General features: G+C 72.7%; 17 protein-coding genes. 11 read left to right on the top strand and 6 right to left on the bottom strand.

The window, feature by feature from the left end:
• The first annotated feature begins 10 nt into the window (after positions 1-10).
• Positions 11-880, top strand: coding sequence for a MurR/RpiR family transcriptional regulator (locus V5E28_RS15425; RefSeq protein WP_336207562.1), 870 nt, complete (start codon positions 11-13; stop codon positions 878-880).
• 17 nt (positions 881-897) lie between these two features.
• Here the strand turns inward: V5E28_RS15425 and V5E28_RS15420 are convergent, their stop codons facing one another.
• Positions 898-1,668, bottom strand: coding sequence for an IclR family transcriptional regulator domain-containing protein (locus tag V5E28_RS15420; protein ID WP_336207561.1), 771 nt, complete (start codon positions 1,666-1,668; stop codon positions 898-900).
• A gap of 101 nt (positions 1,669-1,769) precedes the next feature.
• Between V5E28_RS15420 and V5E28_RS15415 the strand changes: the two genes are divergently transcribed.
• From V5E28_RS15415 to V5E28_RS15390, 6 genes are read left to right on the top strand one after another with little or no spacing between them, the layout of a single operon-like run.
• The gene (locus tag V5E28_RS15415) at positions 1,770-2,717 is read left to right on the top strand and encodes an ABC transporter substrate-binding protein (RefSeq protein WP_336207560.1); all 948 of its coding nucleotides are present in this window, start codon (positions 1,770-1,772) and stop codon (positions 2,715-2,717) included.
• Complete coding sequence (locus tag V5E28_RS15410) at positions 2,714-3,478, top strand: ABC transporter permease (protein WP_336207559.1); 765 nt, start codon at positions 2,714-2,716, stop codon at positions 3,476-3,478. The genes V5E28_RS15415 and V5E28_RS15410 overlap by 4 nt, the downstream gene beginning before the upstream one ends.
• Complete coding sequence (locus V5E28_RS15405; protein ID WP_336207558.1) at positions 3,478-4,227, top strand: ABC transporter permease; 750 nt, start codon at positions 3,478-3,480, stop codon at positions 4,225-4,227. Before V5E28_RS15410 ends, V5E28_RS15405 begins: the two co-directional genes overlap by 1 nt.
• Positions 4,220-4,990 carry an ABC transporter ATP-binding protein gene (locus V5E28_RS15400; protein WP_336207557.1) on the top strand — a complete coding sequence of 257 codons (771 nt, stop codon included), beginning with the start codon at positions 4,220-4,222 and terminating at the stop codon, positions 4,988-4,990. Before V5E28_RS15405 ends, V5E28_RS15400 begins: the two co-directional genes overlap by 8 nt.
• Positions 4,991-4,997: 7 nt before the next feature.
• Positions 4,998-6,590, top strand: a complete 1,593-nt coding sequence (locus tag V5E28_RS15395) for a thiamine pyrophosphate-dependent enzyme (protein WP_336207556.1) — start codon at positions 4,998-5,000, stop codon at positions 6,588-6,590.
• A gap of 11 nt (positions 6,591-6,601) precedes the next feature.
• Positions 6,602-8,062 (top strand): benzaldehyde dehydrogenase, encoded by a 1,461-nt coding sequence (locus tag V5E28_RS15390; protein WP_336207555.1) that lies wholly within the window; start codon positions 6,602-6,604, stop codon positions 8,060-8,062.
• Between the two features lie 5 nt (positions 8,063-8,067).
• Here the strand turns inward: V5E28_RS15390 and V5E28_RS15385 are convergent, their stop codons facing one another.
• Positions 8,068-8,928, bottom strand: coding sequence for a bifunctional methylenetetrahydrofolate dehydrogenase/methenyltetrahydrofolate cyclohydrolase (locus V5E28_RS15385; protein ID WP_336207554.1), 861 nt, complete (start codon positions 8,926-8,928; stop codon positions 8,068-8,070).
• Between the two features lie 239 nt (positions 8,929-9,167).
• On the opposite strand from V5E28_RS15385, the gene V5E28_RS15380 reads away from it, so the two are divergent.
• Genes V5E28_RS15380 through V5E28_RS15370 form a run of 3 tightly spaced genes read left to right on the top strand, consistent with a single transcriptional unit; the run spans position 9,168 to position 15,090 of the window.
• Positions 9,168-13,328, top strand: coding sequence for an NEW3 domain-containing protein (locus V5E28_RS15380; protein WP_336207553.1), 4,161 nt, complete (start codon positions 9,168-9,170; stop codon positions 13,326-13,328).
• On the top strand, positions 13,325-14,143 hold the full coding sequence (locus V5E28_RS15375; protein ID WP_336207552.1) for a DUF7158 domain-containing protein: 819 nt from the start codon (positions 13,325-13,327) through the stop codon (positions 14,141-14,143). Before V5E28_RS15380 ends, V5E28_RS15375 begins: the two co-directional genes overlap by 4 nt.
• Positions 14,143-15,090, top strand: a complete 948-nt coding sequence (locus V5E28_RS15370) for an ROK family protein (RefSeq protein WP_336207551.1) — start codon at positions 14,143-14,145, stop codon at positions 15,088-15,090. The genes V5E28_RS15375 and V5E28_RS15370 overlap by 1 nt, the downstream gene beginning before the upstream one ends.
• Here the strand turns inward: V5E28_RS15370 and V5E28_RS15365 are convergent.
• The 3 genes from V5E28_RS15365 to purN form a co-directional block, all read right to left on the bottom strand.
• Positions 15,069-15,251 carry a hypothetical protein gene (locus V5E28_RS15365; RefSeq protein ID WP_336207550.1) on the bottom strand — a complete coding sequence of 61 codons (183 nt, stop codon included), beginning with the start codon at positions 15,249-15,251 and terminating at the stop codon, positions 15,069-15,071. The genes V5E28_RS15370 and V5E28_RS15365 overlap by 22 nt on opposite strands.
• A 116-nt stretch (positions 15,252-15,367) precedes the next feature.
• Entirely contained in the window at positions 15,368-16,909 is a 1,542-nt protein-coding gene (gene purH / locus V5E28_RS15360; RefSeq protein ID WP_336207549.1) for a bifunctional phosphoribosylaminoimidazolecarboxamide formyltransferase/IMP cyclohydrolase, read from the bottom strand.
• Complete coding sequence (purN, locus tag V5E28_RS15355) at positions 16,906-17,535, bottom strand: phosphoribosylglycinamide formyltransferase (protein ID WP_336207548.1); 630 nt, start codon at positions 17,533-17,535, stop codon at positions 16,906-16,908. The genes purH and purN overlap by 4 nt, the downstream gene beginning before the upstream one ends.
• Before the next feature lie 74 nt (positions 17,536-17,609).
• On the opposite strand from purN, the gene V5E28_RS15350 reads away from it, so the two are divergent.
• Complete coding sequence (locus V5E28_RS15350; protein ID WP_336207547.1) at positions 17,610-18,029, top strand: hypothetical protein; 420 nt, start codon at positions 17,610-17,612, stop codon at positions 18,027-18,029.
• Here V5E28_RS15350 and V5E28_RS15345 read toward each other — a convergent pair.
• Positions 18,026-19,654: a cell division protein PerM gene (locus tag V5E28_RS15345; RefSeq protein WP_336207546.1), complete on the bottom strand. Its 1,629-nt coding sequence runs from the start codon at positions 19,652-19,654 to the stop codon at positions 18,026-18,028. The genes V5E28_RS15350 and V5E28_RS15345 overlap by 4 nt on opposite strands.
• Positions 19,655-19,832: the final 178 nt, after the last annotated feature.

The following is a 19,832-nucleotide window of genomic DNA, read 5'->3' as shown; positions in this document are numbered from 1 at the left end:
CGGCTCCCGTGTGGATCCCCCTCACGAGCCGGCCAGCCCGGTCGCCGCCGTACGGGCGGTGCTGCCGTCACTCACTCCGGCGGCGCAGTCCATCGCCCGCATCATCCTCGACGACCCCGGAGTCGTCGTCCGCAGCACGATCACCGAGTTCAGCGTGGTGTCCGGCACCAGCGAGGCCACCATCGTGCGCACCGCCCGCGCCCTCGGCTTCGGCGGCTACTCGCAGATGCGCTTCGCCCTGGCCGCGGCCGTGGCCAAGGAGCCCGAGCGCCTCGTGCCCGGCGACCTGGGCCCCGACGACCCGCTCACCGACGTGATCGCCAAGGTGGCGCGGGCCGAGTCGGAGGCCCTCGCGGACACGGCGGTGCAGCTCGACCCCGACCGCCTGGGTGAGGTCGTCACGGCCATCGCGAACGCCCGCCGGGTGGACGTGTACGGCGTCGCCGCCTCCGGGCTGGTGGCCGCCGACATGTCCCAGAAGCTGCTGCGGATCGGCCTGTCGAGCCACCCCTTCAGCGACGCGCACCTGGCGTTGACCAGCGCGGCGCTGCTGCGGGGCGGTGACGTGGTGGTGGCGATCAGCTGCAGTGGCGAGACGCCCGACGTGCTGGTCCCGGCCCGCACGGCGGCGGAGGCGGGCGCCCTGCTGGTGGCCATCACCAACAACCCGCGCTCGTCCCTGGCCGAGCTGGCGGACCACACGCTGGTGTCGGCGGGCCGGGAGACGGCGTTCCGGCCCGGGGCGCTGGCCAGCCGCATCAGCCAGCTGCTGATCGTGGACTGCATCTTCGTCGGACTGGCGCAGCGCACCTACGACAAGGCCGACGCCGCCATCCGGGCCACCCGGCAGGCCACCGACCGCTACCGAAGCCGGGCTTGACGGCGGGGTTCGTGCCCTCAGGCGCGAGCGGCGGACAGCGAGCCCAGGTCCGTCTCGATCCGCGCGGCCGTGGCCAGCAGAGGCGGCAGCAGGTCGCGCCTGGCCTGCTGAAGTGTCGTACGGCTGGCGTGCGTGGAGACGTTCACCGCCGCCACCGTGGCGCCGGTGCGGTCCCGGATCGGCACGGCCAGGGACCGCAGGCCCTCTTCCAGCTCCTGGTCGACCATCGCCCAGCCGCGCGTGCGGACTCTGTCGAGCTCGGCGCGCAGGGCCGACGGCAGCGTGATGGTGCGTGAGGTGAGGCGGCTCAGGTCGGCGCGCTCCAGGTGGGCGTCCAGCTCGTCCGGCGGGAGCGCGGCGAGCAGGACCCGGCCCATGGAGGTGCAGTAGGCGGGGAAGCGGGTGCCGATGTTGATCGTCACGCGCATGATGCGGGCGGTGGCCACCCGGGCGACGTAGACGACCTCCTCGCCGTCGAGCACCGCCACCGAGGCGGACTCGTGCACCTCGGCCGCCAGGCGTTCCAGGTGTGGATCGGACACCTCCGGCAGCGACAGGCTGGACAGGTAGGCGTACCCGAGCTCCAGGACGCGTGGTGTGAGCGCGAACAGGCGGCCGTCGCTGCGCACGTAGCCGAGGTCGACCAGGGTGAGCAGGAAGCGCCGGGCCGCGGCTCTGGTGAGGCCGGTCTCGCGGGCGACGTCGCTGAGGGTGAGTCGCGGCGCGGTGGCACTGAAGGCGCGGATCACGGCGAGGCCGCGGGCCAGCGACTGCACATGATCGACCATTGACATCCCTTGACATAGGCGGACAAAGGCGTAAGTTGCGCGATACGGGGGCGTTCGGCCTGTGAATAAGTGTACGCATCGCGAACAATACAGGAGTACATGTGCGTCGCTCCCTCGTGGTTCCAGCCGTCCTGTTGTCGGCCCTGTCGTCGAGCGCGTGCGGCGGCGCGCAGACGGCGACCCCCGAGGGCCCGGGCAAGGACAAGGTCAACGCCGGAGTGATCGCGATCGTCGACACCGCCCCGATCCACCTGGGCAAGGCCAAAGGCTTCTTCGACGAGCAGAACATCGACCTCACCATCACCCCCGTCCAGGGCGGCGCCGCCAGCGTCTCCGGCGCGGTCAGCGGACAGTTCCAGTTCGCCTTCGCCAACACCACCTCCCTGCTCACCGCCAAGCAGCAGGGACTGGACGTGAAGGTGGTCGCCAACGGCGTCTCCTCCACCGGCGAGCCGGGCAAGGACTTCAGCGCGGTCCTGGTCAAGCAGGACAGCCCGATCCAGTCGGCCAAGGACCTGGCGGGCAAGAAGATCTCGGTCAACCAGCTGAAGAACATCGGCGACACCACCATCCGCGAGACGGTCCGCAAGAACGGCGGCGACCCGTCCGGCATCGAGTTCGTCGAGCTGGCCTTCCCCGACGCCCCCGCCGCGCTGCAGAACGGCCGGGTGGACGCCATCTGGGTGGTCGAGCCCTTCGTCAGCCAGGCGATCAGCCAGGGCGCCCGCCCGGTGGCCTGGAACTTCGCCGAGGCGACCGCCGACCTGACCGTCGCGATGTACTTCACCACCGGCAAGACCGACGCGGACCTGACCAAGCGGTTCACCACCGCGATGAACAAGTCGCTGGAGTACGCGGACTCCCACCCGGACGAGGTGCGGGAAATCCTCAAGACCTACACCAAGATCTCGCCCGAGGTGATCGCGAAGATCTACCTGCCCAAGTGGCCCCCGCAGGTGAACAAGGCCTCCGTGCAGGCGATCGCCGACCTGGCCCTGGCCGACGGCGTGCTCAACGCCAAGGTCGACGTCTCGGCTCTGGTGCCGTGAGGCGGCTGCGCCACGGACTGCTCGGCCTGGCCGGGCTGCTGGCCCTGCTCGAAGCGGTGCCGCGGCTCGGCCTGGTCGACGAGCGCTACCTGCCGCCCGCCTCGCGGATCCTCACCACGCTGGCCGCGGAGCTGAGCACTGCCGGGCTGTGGATCGCGCTGGGCGAGACGATGCTCGGCTGGGCGGTGGGCCTCGCGCTGGCGTTCTGCCTGGCCGTGGTGACCGGGGTGATCATCGGGATCGTCCCCGGCCTGCGTGCCGCCACGAACTCCACCGTCGAGTTCCTGCGCCCGATCCCCTCGGTCGCGCTGGTGCCACTGGCCACCCTGCTCTTCGGCCCGTCGCTCGGCTCCACGCTCATGCTCGTGGTGTACGCGTCGTTCTGGCAGGTGCTCATCCAGGTGCTGTACGGCGTCGCGGCCGTCGACTCGGTGGCCCACGACACCGCCCGCTCCTACGGCCTGTCCGCCTGGTCGCGGGTGCGGTATCTGGTGTGGCCGACCGCGCTGCCGTACATCATGACCGGGCTGCGGCTGGCCGCCGCGGTGGCGTTCATCCTGGCGGTCACGGCGGAGCTGGTGATCGGCAGCCCAGGGCTCGGGGCGGAGATCCAGGTGGCGCAGAGCAGCGGTGCCGCCACCACCGTCTACGCGCTGATCGTGGTGGCGGGCCTGGTCGGCATCGGGGTCAACGTGGCCGTGCGGATGCTGGAGCGCCGCGTGCTGGCCTGGCATCCCGCCGTGCGGGCGGAGGCGGCGTGATGAGAGCGGTCAGGCTGCTCGGCGTGCCGGTCCTCCTCGTGCTCGTCTGGTGGGCGGTCAGCGGCGGCTCCTTCTACCTGCCGAGCCCCGGCCGGGTGGCGGTCGCCTTCGCCGAGACGTGGTTCTCGGCGCGGCTGGTCGACGACGTGCTGCCGAGCGTGGCGCGGCTGCTCGCCGGCTACGCGCTGGCCGCGGTCCTGGGCGTCGGGCTGGGCGTGCTCATCGGGCTGTCGCCGAGGCTGCGCGCCACGCTGGAGCCGGTGCTCGAGTTCTTCAGGGCCATCCCGCCGCCGGTGCTCGTGCCGCTCATCATGCTGCTGGCGGGCATCGACACACCGATGAAGGTGCTGGTCATCGTCTCCGGCTGCGTCTGGCCCATCCTGCTCAACACCGTCGAGGGCGTGCGCGCGCTCGACGAGGTCCTCGCCGACACCTGCCGCATGTACGGGGTCCGCGGCGGATCCAGGTTGCGCCGGTTCGTGCTGCGGGGAGCCAGCCCGCAGATCATGGCCGGGCTGCGGCAGGCGCTGTCCATCGGCATCATCCTCATGGTCATCAGCGAGATGTTCGCCAGCTCCAGCGGGCTCGGGTTCACGATCGTGCTGTTCCAGCGGCAGTTCCAGATCGCCGAGATGTGGAGCGGCATCCTGCTGCTCGGACTGCTCGGGCTGGGACTCTCGCTGCTCTTCCGCCTCGTCGAGCGGCGGGTCCTCACCTGGTACTACGGCAGCGGAGCCGCCCGTGCTTGAGATCTCGCGGTTGAGCAAGGTCTACGAGAGCCCCGGCCGCAGCGTCGAGGCCATCCGCTCGATCACCCTCAGCGTCGGCGCCGGGGAGCTGGTCTGCGTGGTCGGCCCCTCCGGCTGCGGCAAGACCACGCTGCTGCGCACCGTCGCCGGGCTGCTCCCCGTCAGCGGCGGCGAGGTGCGGATCGCCGGCGAGCCCGTCAACGGGCCGCCGCCGCGGATGGCCGTGGTCTTCCAGGAGTACGGCCGCAGCCTGTTCCCCTGGATGACCGTCCGCCAGAACGTCGAGCTGCCGCTGAAGGAGAAGAAGGTGCCGGCCCCGAGGCGGCGCGAGCTGGTCGACGGCTCCCTGGAGTCCGTGGGACTGACCGACGCCGCCGACGCCCACCCGTGGCAGCTGTCCGGAGGTATGCAGCAGCGCGTCGCCATCGCCAGGGCCGTCGCCTACGAACCGCAGGTGCTGCTGATGGACGAGCCGTTCGCCGCCGTGGACGCGCAGACCCGGGCCGACCTGGAGGACCTGATCCTCGGGCTCTGGCGCGACCTCGGGGTGACCACGCTCTTCGTCACCCACGACATCGACGAGGCCGTCTACCTGGGACAGCGGGTGATCGTGCTGTCGTCGTCGCCGACGGTCGTGATGGAGGACCTCAAGATCGACCTGCCGCCCGAGCGCGACCAGCTCACCACCCGCTCGCTGCCCCGCTTCGGCGAGCTGCGCGGCCACATCTACAGCCAGATCCAGGCGGCCAGGAGGGGGCGGTGACGGCTCCGTGAGCACGGTCAGGGACGCGACGTTCGACGTACTCAGGCGCACCGGGCTGACCACCGTCTTCTGTAACCCCGGCTCCACCGAGGTGAGCCTGCTGACCGGGCTGCCCGACGACCTCGCCTTCGTGCTCGCCCTGCACGAGGGATCGGTGGTCGGGATGGCCACCGGCTGGGCACTCGGCCACGACGCGCCCGCGCTCGCCGTGCTCCACACCACCGCCGGCCTGGGCAACGCGGTCGGGGCTATCGCGACGGCCAGGGTGAACCGGGCGCCTCTGGTGATCCTGGTCGGCCAGCAGGACCGCCGGCACCTGGCCCTGGAGCCGTTCCTCGCCGGGCGGCTGGCGGGGCTGGCCGGCGACTACCCGGTCCATGTCGACCAGCCCGTGCGCGCCCAGGACGTGCCCGGCGCCGTGGCCCGCGCCTTCCACCAGGCCACCACGTTCCGCGGACCGGCTCTGGTGGTGGTGCCGATGGACGACTGGGCGGCGTCGTACGAGGGCGAGACCCTGGCCGCGCCCGCCAGGCTGCTGCGCCCGGCCGCCGTCGCGGACGCCGACCTCGCACCGCTGGTCGAGCTGCTGTCGGGGGCGCACTCGCCGGCGATCGTCGCCGGCTCGGGAGTGGCCGCGGGCTGGGGGCCGCTGGTGGCGCTGGCCGAGCGGCTGGGATGTCCCGTCTGGCAGGAGTCGTTCGGGGCGCGGGCCGGGTTCCCGCAGGACCACCCCCAGTACGCGGGCGTGCTGCCCGCGGACCGGCCGCGGCTGCGGGCGGCGCTGGCCGGGCACGACGTGGTGCTGGCGGTGGGCGCGCCGGTGTTCCGGCAGTACCCGTTCACGCCGGGGCCGCTGGTGGAGCCCGGCACCTCGATCGCCCTGATCACCGACGACCCCGCCGAGGCGCACCGGAGCCCGGCCGGCCTGGCCTATCTCGCCCCGCCCGCGATCGTCTGCGCCCGCCTGGCCGAGCTCGTCCCCGCACGCGCGCGCCCGGCCGGGCGTTCGACGGGGCCGCCTCCTGCCGGGCAGCGGACGGCCGGTGGGCCGCTGCGGGCGGCGGACGTGCTGCGCGAGCTGGCGGCACGGCTGCCGGACGACGTGGTGCTCGTCGAGGAGACGCCGTCGTCCCGCCCGGACCTGCACCGGCTCGTGCCCGCCCGCAACCCGCTCGGGTTCCTGTCGGCGGCCATGGGCGGGCTGGGGTTCGCGCTGCCCGCCGCCGTGGGGTTGCGGATGGCGCTGCCCGGCAGGCCGGTCGTGGCCGTTGTCGGCGACGGGTCGGCGCTCTACGGCGTGCAGGCGCTCTGGAGCGCGGCCCACTACAGGGTGGGGGCACTGTTCATGGTGCTGGCCAACGGGCGTTACGCCGTGATGGACCGGCTGGCGGACAAGCACGGCGGCAAGGCGCCCTGGCCCGCGTTCGGCGAGGTGAGCCTGGCCGCGACGGCCAGAGCGCTGGGTTGCCAGGCCAGGCGCGTCGAAGGCCACGGCGAGCTGGTCGCGGCACTGGACGAGGTGCTGCCCACGCTCGCCGCTCGTGAGCACCCCCTGCTGCTCGACGTGAACGTGACCGTGGACCCGGATTTCCAGCCCTGAGGAGGCTGACCATGACATTCCTGGACCCGAAGACCTGGACCGGATCGATCTTCGACGGCGGGTGGACCACGACCGAGGCGGGCGAGCAGCCCGTCGTCGAGCCCGCGACCGGCGCCGAACTCGGCAGGGCCGGAACCGCCGGCGCCGGTGACGTGACCCGCGCCGCGGCCCGGGCCCGCCGCGAGCAGCGCGCCTGGGCAGCCACCCCGTACGAGGAGCGCGCGGCGGTGCTGCGCCGGGCCGGGCGGCTGTTCGAGGAGCACGCGCAGGAGATCCAGGACTGGATCGTCAGGGAGGCCGGGTCCGTGCCCGGCAAGGCCGGGTTCGAGACGCACGTCGCCGCGCAGGAGTGCTACGAGGCGGCGGCACTGGCCTCGCAGCCGTTCGGCGAGATGCTGCCCACCGCACGCAAGCGGCTGAGCTTCTCGCGGCGGCTCCCCGTCGGGGTGGTCGGCGTCATCGCGCCGTTCAACTTCCCGCTCATCCTGGGCATCAGGTCCGTCGCGCCCGCGCTCGCGCTGGGCAACGCGGTGGTGTTCAAGCCCGACCAGCGGACCGCCGTCTGTGGCGGCTTCTCCATCGCGCGCGTCTTCGAGGAGGCGGGCCTGCCGGCCGGCCTGCTGCACGTGCTGCCGGGCGGGGTGGGGACCGGGCGGGCGCTGATCACCGACCCGAACGTCCCGGTGATCTCCTTCACCGGCTCCACCTCCGCGGGGCGGGAGGTCGGCGAGACCGCGGCCCGCCATCTCAAGCGCGCCCACCTGGAGCTCGGCGGCAACTCCGCGCTGATCGTGCTCGACGACGCCGACGTCGAGGCGGCCGTGTCGGCGGGCGCGTGGGCGTCGTTCTTCCACCAGGGCCAGATCTGCATGACGACGGGCAGGCACCTGGTCCATGAGGCGATCGCCGAAGAGTACGTGGAACGGCTCGCCGCCAAGGCCGACGGCCTGCCCGTGGGAGACCCCGCCACCGGGCAGGTCGCGCTCGGGCCGCTCATCGACGCCCGGCAGCGCGACAAGGTCCACGGGCTGGTCACCGAGAGCGTGTCGGCGGGCGCCAGGCTCGCCGCAGGCGGGACGTACGAGGGCCTGTTCTACCGGCCCACCGTGCTCGCCGGAACGCCCGCCTCCGCCCCCGCCTACGCGCGGGAGGTGTTCGGGCCGGTCGCGCCGGTGATGACGTTCGCCACCATCGAGGAGGCCGCGGCGCTGGCCGCCGACTCCGAGTACGGCCTGGCGCTGGGCATCCTGACCCGCGACGTGATGAAGGGGCTCGCGCTGGCCGACCTGGTGCCGACGGGCATCGTGCACATCAACGACCAGACGGTGGACGACGAGTCGGTGGCGCCCTTCGGCGGCCTGGGCAGCTCAGGGACCGGCGCCAGGTTCGGCGGCACCGGGGCGAACATCGAGGCGTTCACCGACACCCAGTGGGTGACCATGCAGCCGGAGATCGCCACCTACCCCTTCTGACGGCCCTAGAAGGCGGCGGCCCGGCGGCGCTCGGCGGATTCGACCACGTTGGACAGCAGGAGGGCGCGGGTCATCGGGCCCACACCGCCGGGGTTGGGGGTGAGGAAGCCCGCCACCTCCGCGACGTCGGGCGCGACGTCGCCCGCGATCCGGCCGTCGACGCGGGAGACGCCCACGTCGAGCACGGCCGCGCCCGGCTTGACCATGTCCGCGGTGATCAGGCTGGGCACACCCGCCGCGGCCACCACGATGTCGGCCCGGCGCACGTGGCCGGCCAGGTCCTGGGTGCCGGTGTGGCAGAGGGTGACCGTGGCGTTCTCGCTGCGCCGGGTGAGCAGGAGGCCGAGCGAGCGGCCCACCGTGATGCCGCGGCCGACCACGGCCACCTCGGCGCCCTTGATCGGCACGCCGTACTCCTGCAGGAGCAGCACGATCCCGTGCGGCGTGCACGGCAGCGGCGCGTCGACCATGTGGACGAGGCGGCCGAGGTTGACCGGGTGCAGGCCGTCGGCGTCCTTGGCCGGGTCCATGCGCTCCAGCAGGGCCATGGTGTCGAGCTGCCTGGGCAGCGGGAGCTGGACGATGTAGCCGGTGCACTCGGGCGAGGCGTTGAGCTCGTCGAGGACGGCCTCGACGTCGGCCTGCGAGGCGGTCGCCGGCAGGTCGACGCGGATGGAGGCGATGCCCACCTCGGCGCAGTCGCGGTGCTTGCCCGCGACGTAGATCTGGCTGCCGGGATCGTCACCGACCAGCACTGTGCCCAGGCCTGGTGTGATGCCCCGCTCCTTGAGCGCGGCCACCCGGGTCGCGAGGTCTGCCTTGATCTTTGCGGCGGTCGCCTTGCCGTCGAGTCTCACTGCGCTCATGTTCCAATCCTTCCACGACGGCGACCGGCCCCAGCACAGATGCCCATCTCATCGCCTCACCCTGTGATCACCTGACCCCTCTCTCCGCGATCGCCGTCCGGTGGACGATCTTCCGGCGGCGCCGGTGGTCAAGTGGTACCCGATGCCCGATGACATCGTTGTCATCGATCTTCGGAAGGCATAGTGTGACGGTCGCCAGCGTCGCGCACATCGAGGGGTGACCTTTGTCCGCTCGCCTGTTGTCCGCAGAGCCGACCGATGTGTTCGTCGGGTCGGAGGACGAGCCTTTCCAGGTGCTGAGGGTGACCGTCTCGCAGGGTGAGAGCGAGGCGGCTCTGGACGTGCTGGGTGAAGGGGTGCGGCTCGCCCGGCCGGTGACCGTGCCCGCCGGGACGGGGACCGTGACGGTCGAGGCGCCGCTGGCCGTCTCCGCCGAGGCCGGGACCGCGGTGCCCTGTGTGGTGTCGCTGGGCCGCGAGTCGCTCGACGTGCTCGTGCCGGTCGAGGCGCCCGGATGGACCATGTTCATGGTGTCCCACTTCCACTACGACCCCGTCTGGTGGAACACGCAGGCCGCCTACACCAGCCCGTGGGAGCTGCTGTCCGGCGACTCGACCACCAGGCCGCTGTGGGAGCGCAACGCCTTCGCGCTGGTCGAGGCGCACATCGAACTGGCGCTGCGGGATCGCGACTACCGGTTCGTGCTGGCCGAGGTCGACTATCTCAAGCCGTTCTTCGACACCCATCCCGAGCGCCGCGCGGACCTGCGCACGTTGCTGGCCGAAGGGCGGGTGGAGCTGATCGGGGGGACCTACAACGAGCCCAACACCAACCTCACCGGCGCCGAGACCACGATCCGCAACATCGTCTACGGGGTGGGCTACCAGCGGGACATCCTCGGCGGGGATCCGCGCACGGCCTGGCAGCTCGACGTGTTCGGGCACGATCCGCAGTTCCCCGGCTATCTCGCGGCGGCGGGGCTGACCGGGAGCGCGTGGGCGCGCGGGCCGTTCCACCAGTGGGGGCCGATCAGCAAGAACTTCAAGCAGGCCAAGAACGACGCGGCCCTGATGCAGTTCCCCAGCGAGTTCGAGTGGATCTCGCCCTCAGGGCTGGGCGTCGTGACGCACTACATGCCGGGCCACTACTCGGCGGGCTGGTGGATGGACTCCTCGCCCACGCTGGAGGATGCCTCGCAGGCCGTCTACGAGCTCTACCGCTCGCTCAAGCCGGTGGCCGCGACCCGCAACATCCTGCTGCCCGTCGGCACCGACTACACGCCGCCGAACAAGTGGGTCACCGACATCCACCGGACGTGGAACGAGCGGTACGTGTGGCCGAGGTTCGTCTGCGGCACGCCACGGGACTTCCTGAACGCCGTAAACGCCGAAATATCGGCATATAGCCCGCAGACGCGGGACATGAACCCTATCTACACCGGCAAAGACGTCTCCTACATCGACACGAAGCAGGCCCAGCGGGCGGCCGAGGTGGCGGCGCTGGACGCCGAGCGGCTGTCCGCCTTCGCCGCGCTGCTCGGGCTCGGCGGCTACCCGCACACCGCGCTCGACAAGGTGTGGCGGCAGCTCGCCTACGGCGCCCACCACGACGCGATCACCGGCTCGGAGTCCGACCAGGTCTACATCGACCTGCTCACCGGGTGGCGGGAGGCGTACGACCTGGCCGCCGACGCCCGCGACCGCGCGCTCGACGCGCTGAGCGGCCGGATCGCGGTGGACGGGCGCAGTGTCGTGGTGACCAACACGCTGCCGTTCCCCCGCGACGGGCTGGTCCGCGTGCGGCTCGGCCCCGGCCTGCGGCTGGCCGACCCGTCGGGCACCGAGGTGCCCGCCGTGCACGAGGACGGCACGCTGGCGTTCATGGCCAGGGACGTCCCGTCCATGGGCTGGCGCACCTACCGCGTGGTGGAAGGCCTGACCGACACCTGGCGCCCCCTGGCGGCGGCCGACCCCTTCGCCATCGAGAACGAGCGGTGGCGGGTCGTCGCCGACCCCGCCCGGGGTGGCGGGCTGACCTCGGTCCTCGACCGTCACTCCGGCCGCGAACTGCTCACCGGACTGGGCAACGAGCTGCGGCTCCACGAGGAGTACCCGCAGCACCCCGACATGGGCGAAGGCCCGTGGCATCTCATGCCCACCGGTCGCGCCGTCGGGTCGGGCGGGTCGCAGGCCCTCGCCGTACGGGCCGAGACCAGCCCCATCGGTCAGCGGCTGGTCGTGACGGGGCAGGTGGACGAGGTCGCCTACGAGCAGACGGTTACGCTCTGGGCGGGCTCGGACCGGGTGGACCTCACCACCCGGGTGCTCGACTACACCGGCGCCGACCGCCTGCTCCGGGTCCGTTTCCCGGCCCGGGTCGAGGGCGCGCTGCCGGTGTCCGACGTGGCCGGCGCGGTCGTGGGGCGCGGGTTCGCGCTGCCGGACGCCGACTCCGCCGAGCACCCCTGGACGCTCGACAACCCGGCCAACACCTGGTTCGGCCTGTCCTCGACCGCCAGGGTGAACCTCGGCGAGGCGGGCGCGCGGGCTGTCGGCGTGGCCGAGGTCGTGGTGCCCGAGCTGGCGGACGCGCCGGAGGCCCGCGACCTGGTGGTGGCGCTGGCCCGCGCCGGCGTGACCGCCACCACCTCCTCCGCCTCCTGGGCCAGGTACGGCTGGCTGGACGTGGACTCGAACCTGCCCGACGTGCGGATCATCCTCGGTGGCCCCGGCGAGAACCCGCTGGCCGCCGAGCTGCTCGACCGCAGCGACCCGGCCTACCTGGACGCGCTCAAGTCCGGCGCGCCCCACGTCTGGGTGCCCGCCGAGCGGCCGCTGCACGAGGTCTGGCAGCCCGGCGCCGACCTGCGCGACGTGCGCGCCCTGCCCGCGCTCATCGTCGCCGGCCCGGTCGCCGACCTGGTGGCGGACCTGGCCGACGCCGCCATCGAGGCGGTGTGCCCGCTGGGCTCCGAACGGCTCGACGACCGGACGGTAGCCCTGCTTGCCTACGGGCTGCCCGGGTTCGCGGTGGACCCGGAGGGTGCGCTGCACCTGTCGCTCATGCGGTCCTGCACCGGCTGGCCCTCGGGGATCTGGCTCGACCCGCCGCGCCGCACCAGCCCCGACGGGTCGGCGTTCCAGCTCCAGCACTGGACGCACGAATTCTCGTACGCGCTCACGGGCGGCGAGGGCGACTGGCGGGCGCACAAGCTGCCGTCGGCCGGGCAGGACTACATCACCCCGCTGCTGCCGCGCGTGGTGGACGCGCCCGGTGGCGAGTTGCCGCAGACGCACTCGCTGCTGCGGGTCGAACCCGCCCGCGACGTCCTGGTGGGCACCGTCAAGGCCACCGGCAACCCGCACGCGCACGGCCTCGGCGACCACCGCGGCCAGGGGGTCACGCTGCGCCTGGTGGAGTCCACCGGGCTGGGCTCCCGCGCGGTGATCGACTCGCCGCTGCTCCCCCGCGAGCCCCTGACCCGCGCCGACCTCCTGGAACGCCTCCCGGAGCACCCCGCGAGCGGAGCGGATGCGGGCGGGCTCGTGCTGAGCGGCTCGGAGGTCGCCACCTTCGTCTCCCCCGCCGCTCCCCTGTCCGGCGGCCCCGAGCTCGGCGCGACCCGGGAGGAGGCCCAGCCGGTCTACAGCCGCTACTGGCTGCACAACAAGGGGCCCGCCCCGCTGGGCTACCTGCCGGTGTCGGTGTCCGTGACGCCCGGCCTCGTCACGCCGGCCGCCGGAGAGGCGTTCGAGGTGGCGGTCGTGGTCGCGAGCCACCTGGTCGACTCGGCTCACGAAGGCGTGGTCGAGCTGCGGGTCCCGGACGGCTGGACCGCCCTGCCCGCCCGGCGTCCCTTCCGCCTGGAGCCGGGCGGGCACGTGCGCTTCCCGGTCACCGTGACGCCCGCTGCCGGCGCGGGCCTGCACTTCGTCGCCGCGCGGACCCACGCCGGCGGGCAGGTGATCGAGGACGTCACCACGGTGGCGCTCGGCGACACCCCCGAGCTGCCGGTTCCCGGCCCGCTGCCCGAGCTCGTCGAGGCGGTCCAGGGCACCACCGCCACCGAGGGCCGCGCGACCGGCCTGTCGGCGGCCGTACTCACCGGCGCGCTCACCCTGCGTCCCGGCGACCGCGCCTCGATCGTGGTACGGCTGGCGAACGGCACCGCCGACGAGATCCGGGGCGAGGCCCAGCTCGCGGCTCCGTGGGGCGTCTGGGACCTGCTGCCCGCGGTCATCCGGGGCTTCACCGTGGCGGCCGGGGCGACGGCCGACGTGGAGTTCCCCGTCGAGGTGCCCGAGGATGCCGCGAGCGGGCATTCGTGGGCCCTGGCCAAGATCATGTGGTTCGGCCGCTGCCAGTACACCTCCGCGGTCCGCCTGGAGGTGACACGGTGACCGCCCTGGGCGCGCCTCACCACCATCCGCACCCGGCCGCCGAGGCGACCCCCGGCGGTGCGGCACCGGGGCCGATCGGGTTCGTGAGCGGGCGGCCCATCGCCCGCGAGCTGCTCGACCGGCGGATCGCCCGCCTGCGCGGTGGACCGCTCAGCGCCGCGCTGCCCTCGCCGGGCAGCTCCGAGGACCGGCAGCTCGCCCGATGGCTGACCCAGGTCATCCTCACGGAGGCGCTCTGCGAGGACGAGGCCGGAAGGCTGGGGCTGGCCCCGGTGCCGGACGGCCCGCTGGACAGGCTGGCCGCCGTGGAGCTGGGATCCATCACCGCTTCCGCCTACAACGGCAGCCCGTGGGTGCGAGCCGTGTTCGAGCACGTCACGGCCGGCACCGCCATCCCACCCGCCTGGCGGCCGGCGCCCGCGCCCCAGCCGCCGCCCGCTGAAGGGCGGCACCTGGTGTGGCACCGGCTGTTCGACGATCGAGAGGCCGCCGAGCTGGCCGGTGCCGGCGAGCTCGAACCGCTGGGCGAGGTGACGCTGGGCTCGCTGCCCGCCGCGCTCGCCGCCGAGATCCGCCGCACGCCGCCCGGGACGCTCGCCGGTCCGGTCCGGGATGCGCTCGGCTGGCACGTGGCCGTGGCGAGCGCCCAGCTCGCGCAACCTCCCGAGGCCGGCGCGGCGGCGCCGCTCGCCGCCGCGCGACGCCTGGCGTTCGCACGGTGGCTGGACGAGACCCGTGCCGCCAAGATCGAGCTCGTGCCCGGACTGGAACATCCTGGCGACCCCCGCCAGCCCGACAACCACCACAAACACTGATGACTCACGTACTTGCCATTGACATCGGAGGAACCAAGCTCGCCGCCGCACTGGTGGACGAGGAAGGTTCCGCACTGCGAACCGCCACCCGGCCCACGCCGCGCGAGGAGGTCATGGCCTCGCTCGGGGCACTGATCGAGGAGGTCACCGAGGGCGGGCCCGAGCCGAGCGCCGCCGGGATCGGCTGCGCCGGGCCGCTGGACCTGGCCGCCGGGACCGTCAGCCCGGTGAACATGCCGAGCTGGCGCGGCTTCCCGCTGCGTGACGAGGTGCGCGGGCAGACCGGGCTGCCGACCGTGCTCGCCGGCGACGCCCAGTGCATGGCGCTGGGCGAACACTGGCTGGGGGCGGGGCGCGGGAGCTCGGCGCTGCTCGGGATCGTGGTGTCCACGGGCATCGGCGGCGGCCTGGTGATCGACGGCAGGCCGCTGCTCGGCCCCACCGGGAACGCCGGGCATGTGGGACACATGACGGTCGATCCGTACGGCGAGCGCTGCGAGTGCGGCGGGCGCGGCTGCGTGGAGCGCTACTCCAGCGGGCCGAACATGGCGCGCTGGGCCCTGGAGAACGGCTGGGTCCCCGGCCTCGCGGGTGAGGCGCCCACCGGCGCTTCGGCCGCAGGAGAGAAGGCCGACGCGCGGGCGCTCGCTCTGGACGCGGCGGCCGGCGACGCGGTCGCCGTGGCCGCCTTCGAGCGGGGTGCCAGGGCGCTGGCCGGAATGATCGCCTCCACGGCCGCGGCCGCCGAGGTGACCACGGTCGTCATCGGCGGCGGCGTCTCACAGGCGGGACCTGTGCTGTTCGACCCTCTGAGCCGGGCGCTCGACGACATCGGCGGCCTGGCGTTCGTCCGGGCGGTGCGGGTGGAGGCGACAACGCTGGGGGTGCGGGCCGGGCTCGCCGGAGCCGCCAAACTCGCCTGGGACTACTCGCGCTCGGCGAGCTGAGCCTCACGACGCTCGATGATCCTGCGGGTGAACGGGATGAGCTCGACCATGCGGCTGCCGAGGTAGGCGCCGACGAAGGCCAGCAGGATGAGCACGAAGGGGCTGGTGGCGAACCCGTTCACGGCCAGGACGGCGTGCAGGGATGCGTCAAGCAGCGTCATAAAGGACTCCGAGGGAATAAGTACGCGACGGAGCATTCAGGGTAACCGCATGGGACGAATGTTCGCCGCGTTTTGCGATGGCGGGTGACCCGGGAGGCCGGGTCACCCACGGCTGATCAGTGGAAGAAGTGGCGCGTGCCGGTGAAGTAGAGGGTGATGCCCGCCTTCTCCACCGCGTCGATGACCTCCTGGTCACGGACGGAGCCGCCCGGCTCGACGATGGCCCTGACGCCCGCCTCGATCAGCACCTGCGGCCCGTCGGCGAACGGGAAGAACGCGTCCGACGCCGCCACCGAGCCCTTGGCCCGCTCCCCGGCGCGGGTCACCGCCAAGCGGCAGGAGTCGACCCGGTTGACCTGCCCCATGCCGACGCCCACCGTGGCCTGGTCACTGGCCAGCAGGATCGCGTTGGACTTCACCGACCGCGCCGCCCGCCAGGCGAACGCGAGGTCGGCCAGCAGCTCCGGCGTGGCAGGCTCGCCCGCCTTGAGCTGCCAGCGCTCGGATGCGTCACCGGGCGCGTCGATCCGGTCCACCTGCTGCACGAGCAGCCCGCCGTCGACCCTGCGGAACTCGGCGGCATTGACCGGCCCGCTCGGGCAGACCAGGAGGCGGATGTTCTTCTTCTGGGTGAGTACGGCCAGCGCCTCCGGCTCGTAGGCGGGAGCCACGACCACTTCGGTGAACACCTCGGCGATCTGCCTGGCCAGCTCGACCCTGACCGCCCCGTTGACCGCGATCACGCCGCCGTAGGCGGAGACGGGGTCGCAGGCGTGCGCCTTGCGGTGGGCGTCGGCCACATCGGAGCCGACGGCGATGCCGCACGGGTTCTGGTGCTTGATGATCGCCACGCACGGGCCGGCGAAGTCCCAGGCCGCCCGCCAGGCCGCGTCGGCGTCGAGGTAGTTGTTGTAGGACATCTCCTTGCCGTGGAGCTGCTCGGCGTTGGCCAGGCCGTCGGCGCCCGCGGTGTAGATGGCGGCGCCCTGGTGGGGGTTCTCGCCGTAGCGCAGCTCGGCCTTGCGCTGCCAGGTGGCGCCCATGAACTGCGGCCACGTCTCCTCGGCCGCGTACGCGCCGGCGAACCAGGACGCCACGGCCACGTCGTAGGAGGCGGTGTGCGCGTAGGCGATGCCTGCCAGGCGCCTGCGCTCGGCCAGCGTGAACCCGCCCTCGTCCAGCGCGGCCAGCACGCCGCCGTAGCCGGCGGGGTCGACCACGACGGCGCAGGTGCTGTGGTTCTTGGCGGCGCCGCGGATCATCGCGGGCCCGCCGATGTCGATCTGCTCGACGCACTCCTCGTCGGTCGCCCCCGAGGCGACCGTCTCCTGGAACGGGTAGAGGTTGACCACGACGAGCTGGAACGGGTCGATCTCCAGCTCGTCGAGCTGCGCCACATGGTGCGGCTTGTTGAGGTCGGCCAGCAGCCCGGCATGCACGCGCGGGTGCAACGTCTTGACTCGCCCGTCGAGGCACTCCGGGAAACCGGTGAGCTGCTCGACCTTGGTCACGGGGATGCCGTAGGACGCGATGGCCGCCGCGGTGCCGCCGGTCGACACGATCTCCACTCCCGCGCCGTCGAGGGCTCTGGCCAGCTCCTCCAGCCCCGACTTGTCGTACACGGCGATCAACGCGCGCCGGATGGCGATGCGAGTCACTTGCTGATCCCTCCTGATTGGTTGCCGATGCGGACGGTCCGTCCGCTGACCGTCCAGCCCTCCCGGGCCATCCGGCCGACGATGTCGACGAGCAGGCGGCGCTCGACGGTCTTGATGCGCTCGTGCAGCTCCGCCTCGTCGTCGTCGGGCAGCACGGGCACGGCCTCCTGGGCGACGATGGGTCCGGTGTCGACCCCGGCGTCGGCCAGCATCACCGTGCAGCCGGTCACCTTGACGCCGTGGGCCAGCGCGTCGCGCACCCCGTGCGCGCCAGGGAAGGACGGCAGCAGCGCGGGGTGGGTGTTGAGCACCGGGAACGCCTCGATCGTCGGAGCGCCCAGAATTTTCATGAACCCGGCCGAGACCACGAGGTCCGGTTTGTGCGCGGCGATCTCCTCCGCGATCGCGGCATCCCACTCCGCCCGAGACGGATATTCGCCCAGTTTGCGGACGAAAGTGGGCACTCCTGCCCGGGTAGCTCTGGCCAAGCCCTCGATGCCGCCCCGGTCCGCGCCGACGGCCACCACGCGGGCACCGTACGAGGGATCGGCGGAAGCGTCCAGCAAGGCCTGTAGGTTTGTTCCAGAGCCGGAGACGAGGACGACGAGCCGCCCAGCCTTAGACACGCACACTCCAATGGGGATCCGTGGTGGGGCTGCCAGCGTATCTGTTCCTCGCCTGGTGACGCAGAGGAGGTCAGGTGTCGACACCGGTGCAAGCACCGGCCGGTCAGCAGCCCGCGGAGTCCGCGGGCCGCCGAGCGATCTGGTTGTCCATCGCAGCGCTGGCCATGACGTTCATGCTGCCGGCGGCCGGACTGGTGATGGGGTTGTTCGCGCTCGTGGCGGGGATCCGCGCGCTCCCCTTGCTGAAAGCCGCGGGCCGGCCCACGGGAGTGGCGGCGGGCGGCATCGCCGTCGCGACCGTCGCCCTGGTGCTGTCGGCCAGCGCCACGGTCATGCAGCTCTACCTGATGGACGAGAACTCCGCCTATCAGGAGTGCATGAAGGGCGCCGGCACGGTGTCCGCCCAGGGCGAGTGCTTCGTCCAGTTCCGGGAGGCGGCCCAGAAGAAGCTGCCGCCCGACGTGCTGGAGCTCATCGGAGCCACGCAGCCCTAGTCGCGGTCCCACGCGTAGGGGTCGAGGTAGATGACGTGGCCACCACGGTCGTCGGACTCGTCCACGATGTCCTTACGCGGCGGGACGGCCTCGTCCATCGGCAGGCGCGGGCGTGCCTGCGAGAGCGTCTCGGCCGCGGCCGAGGCGTGCTCGTCCTGCCAGTCGTCGCGGATGACCGGGATCGCCTGCGTGTCGGCCTCGGTGGCGTCCATCCAGTGGCCGGGCAGCGGCCGGGCGTCGGCCTCGGCCAGTCCCACCTTGCTCGCCGCCCTGGCGATCGCCGCGCCGGCCTTCCGCACCGGAGCGGCGGCCTTGTCGAGCGGTGCGCGGGCCTTCCTGTTCAGGAGCAGCAGGTTGGTCACCCCGGCGGAGATGCCCGCGGCCACGCCCACCTCAAGTGCGACCGACAGGGCCACCTCCCACGGTGAAGGCCCGACGGCCGTCAGGCGACCGCCGCCGATCGGGCCACCGGACAGCGCCGCGAGCAGCGCCGTCACCAGCCCGGTCGTGACACCGGTCAGGAAACCCCACAGCGGCGCGGCCTCGTACGAGGGTGAAGGCGAGATCCTGGCGACCACGACGCCCGCCACGGCCCCCGCCGCGAACGGCAGCGCTATCACCGCCATCATCCATCCCGGCACCGGCCCGCTCTCGGGCAGCGCGCCCAGCAGCGGCAGGCTCGGAACCGTGCCGAGCTGCACCCCCGTAGGCGCGACCAGGGTGTCGGCCCCGATCGCGAACCCGGGGCCGGCGATGTAGGAGGAAGCCCAGATGACCGCGTTGAACAGGTAAAGAGCCTGCACCAGCAGGAGCAGCACGCCGCCGACGAACCCCGGCGAGAGCACCCCGGACAGCTCGCGCACCTGGTCGAAGTTGAGCGCCACGGCGACCAGCACGAGCACCAGCCCGGCCACGACCAGGATCGCGGTGGCCACGGCCGTGCCGACGGTCAGCGCCCGCACCCGCTCGGGCAGCAGCCGCAGCATCGCCCGCCACGGCCCGATCGTCCGCGCGGTGGCCAGCGCACCCGCCAGGAACGCCAGCAGGAAATGGCTGAGCAGCGCCTCGCCGATGTAGGGCTGGGTGATGTCGTTGCTCGTGACCAGCGCGATCAGCCCGGCCAGCAGCGCGTACGGCGCGGCCAGGGAGACCCCCGCCTGGGCCACCAGGACGAGCTGGGCCCGCCGGCGGGCGTTGGCCTTCTCGCGCGGGCTGTTCTTGGGCAGCCTGGCGGGCAGTCGCAGCCGCAGGTCGGCGTCGCGCGCCATCCAGCGCCCGGCCTTGTAGAGCAGCACCGCGGGCAGCACCATCAGCCCGATCGGCAGCAACCCGACCCGGCCGCCGGGGATCGCGAACCCCGCGTGGTGAGCGGCCAGCCAGATCTGCGCGGCCGTCCTGAACACCCCCGGCAGCCCGGCGCCCAGCGTGCCGCGGGGCGCGGCGATCCAGCCGACCAGTGTGAGCGTGGTGAGCACGGCAAGCCCGACGCCCAGCGTGCAGGCGGCGGCGAGCATCCCGGACACGGGTAGCGGCCGGCGCGTCTCGTCATCGTCACTCGAGAGCCCGGGGAGCTTGCCGAGAACCGACCGGGGGGCGGTCCGCAGCTGATCGAGTATCGCCGTCACAACAAGCGATTTTCTCAATCTTTCCCGACCACCGCTTGGTTGACGCGCCGCCCTGGACCACTTTGTGTGCCGTTTCAAGATCAAAGCTCGCCTTAGGGGACGGTTAAGGAACGCCAAATCACCGTACGGGCTCCGTACAGACCCTCTGACACAAAGGGAAAGCCCCGCTCGGTGAAAG

This window comes from Nonomuraea sp. LPB2021202275-12-8 (assembly GCF_037044575.1).
In the GTDB taxonomy this organism is placed as follows: Bacteria; Actinomycetota; Actinomycetes; order Streptosporangiales; family Streptosporangiaceae; genus Nonomuraea.
Note: the sequence above shows the minus strand (reverse complement) of the source record. Positions and strands in the feature narration are given on the sequence as shown.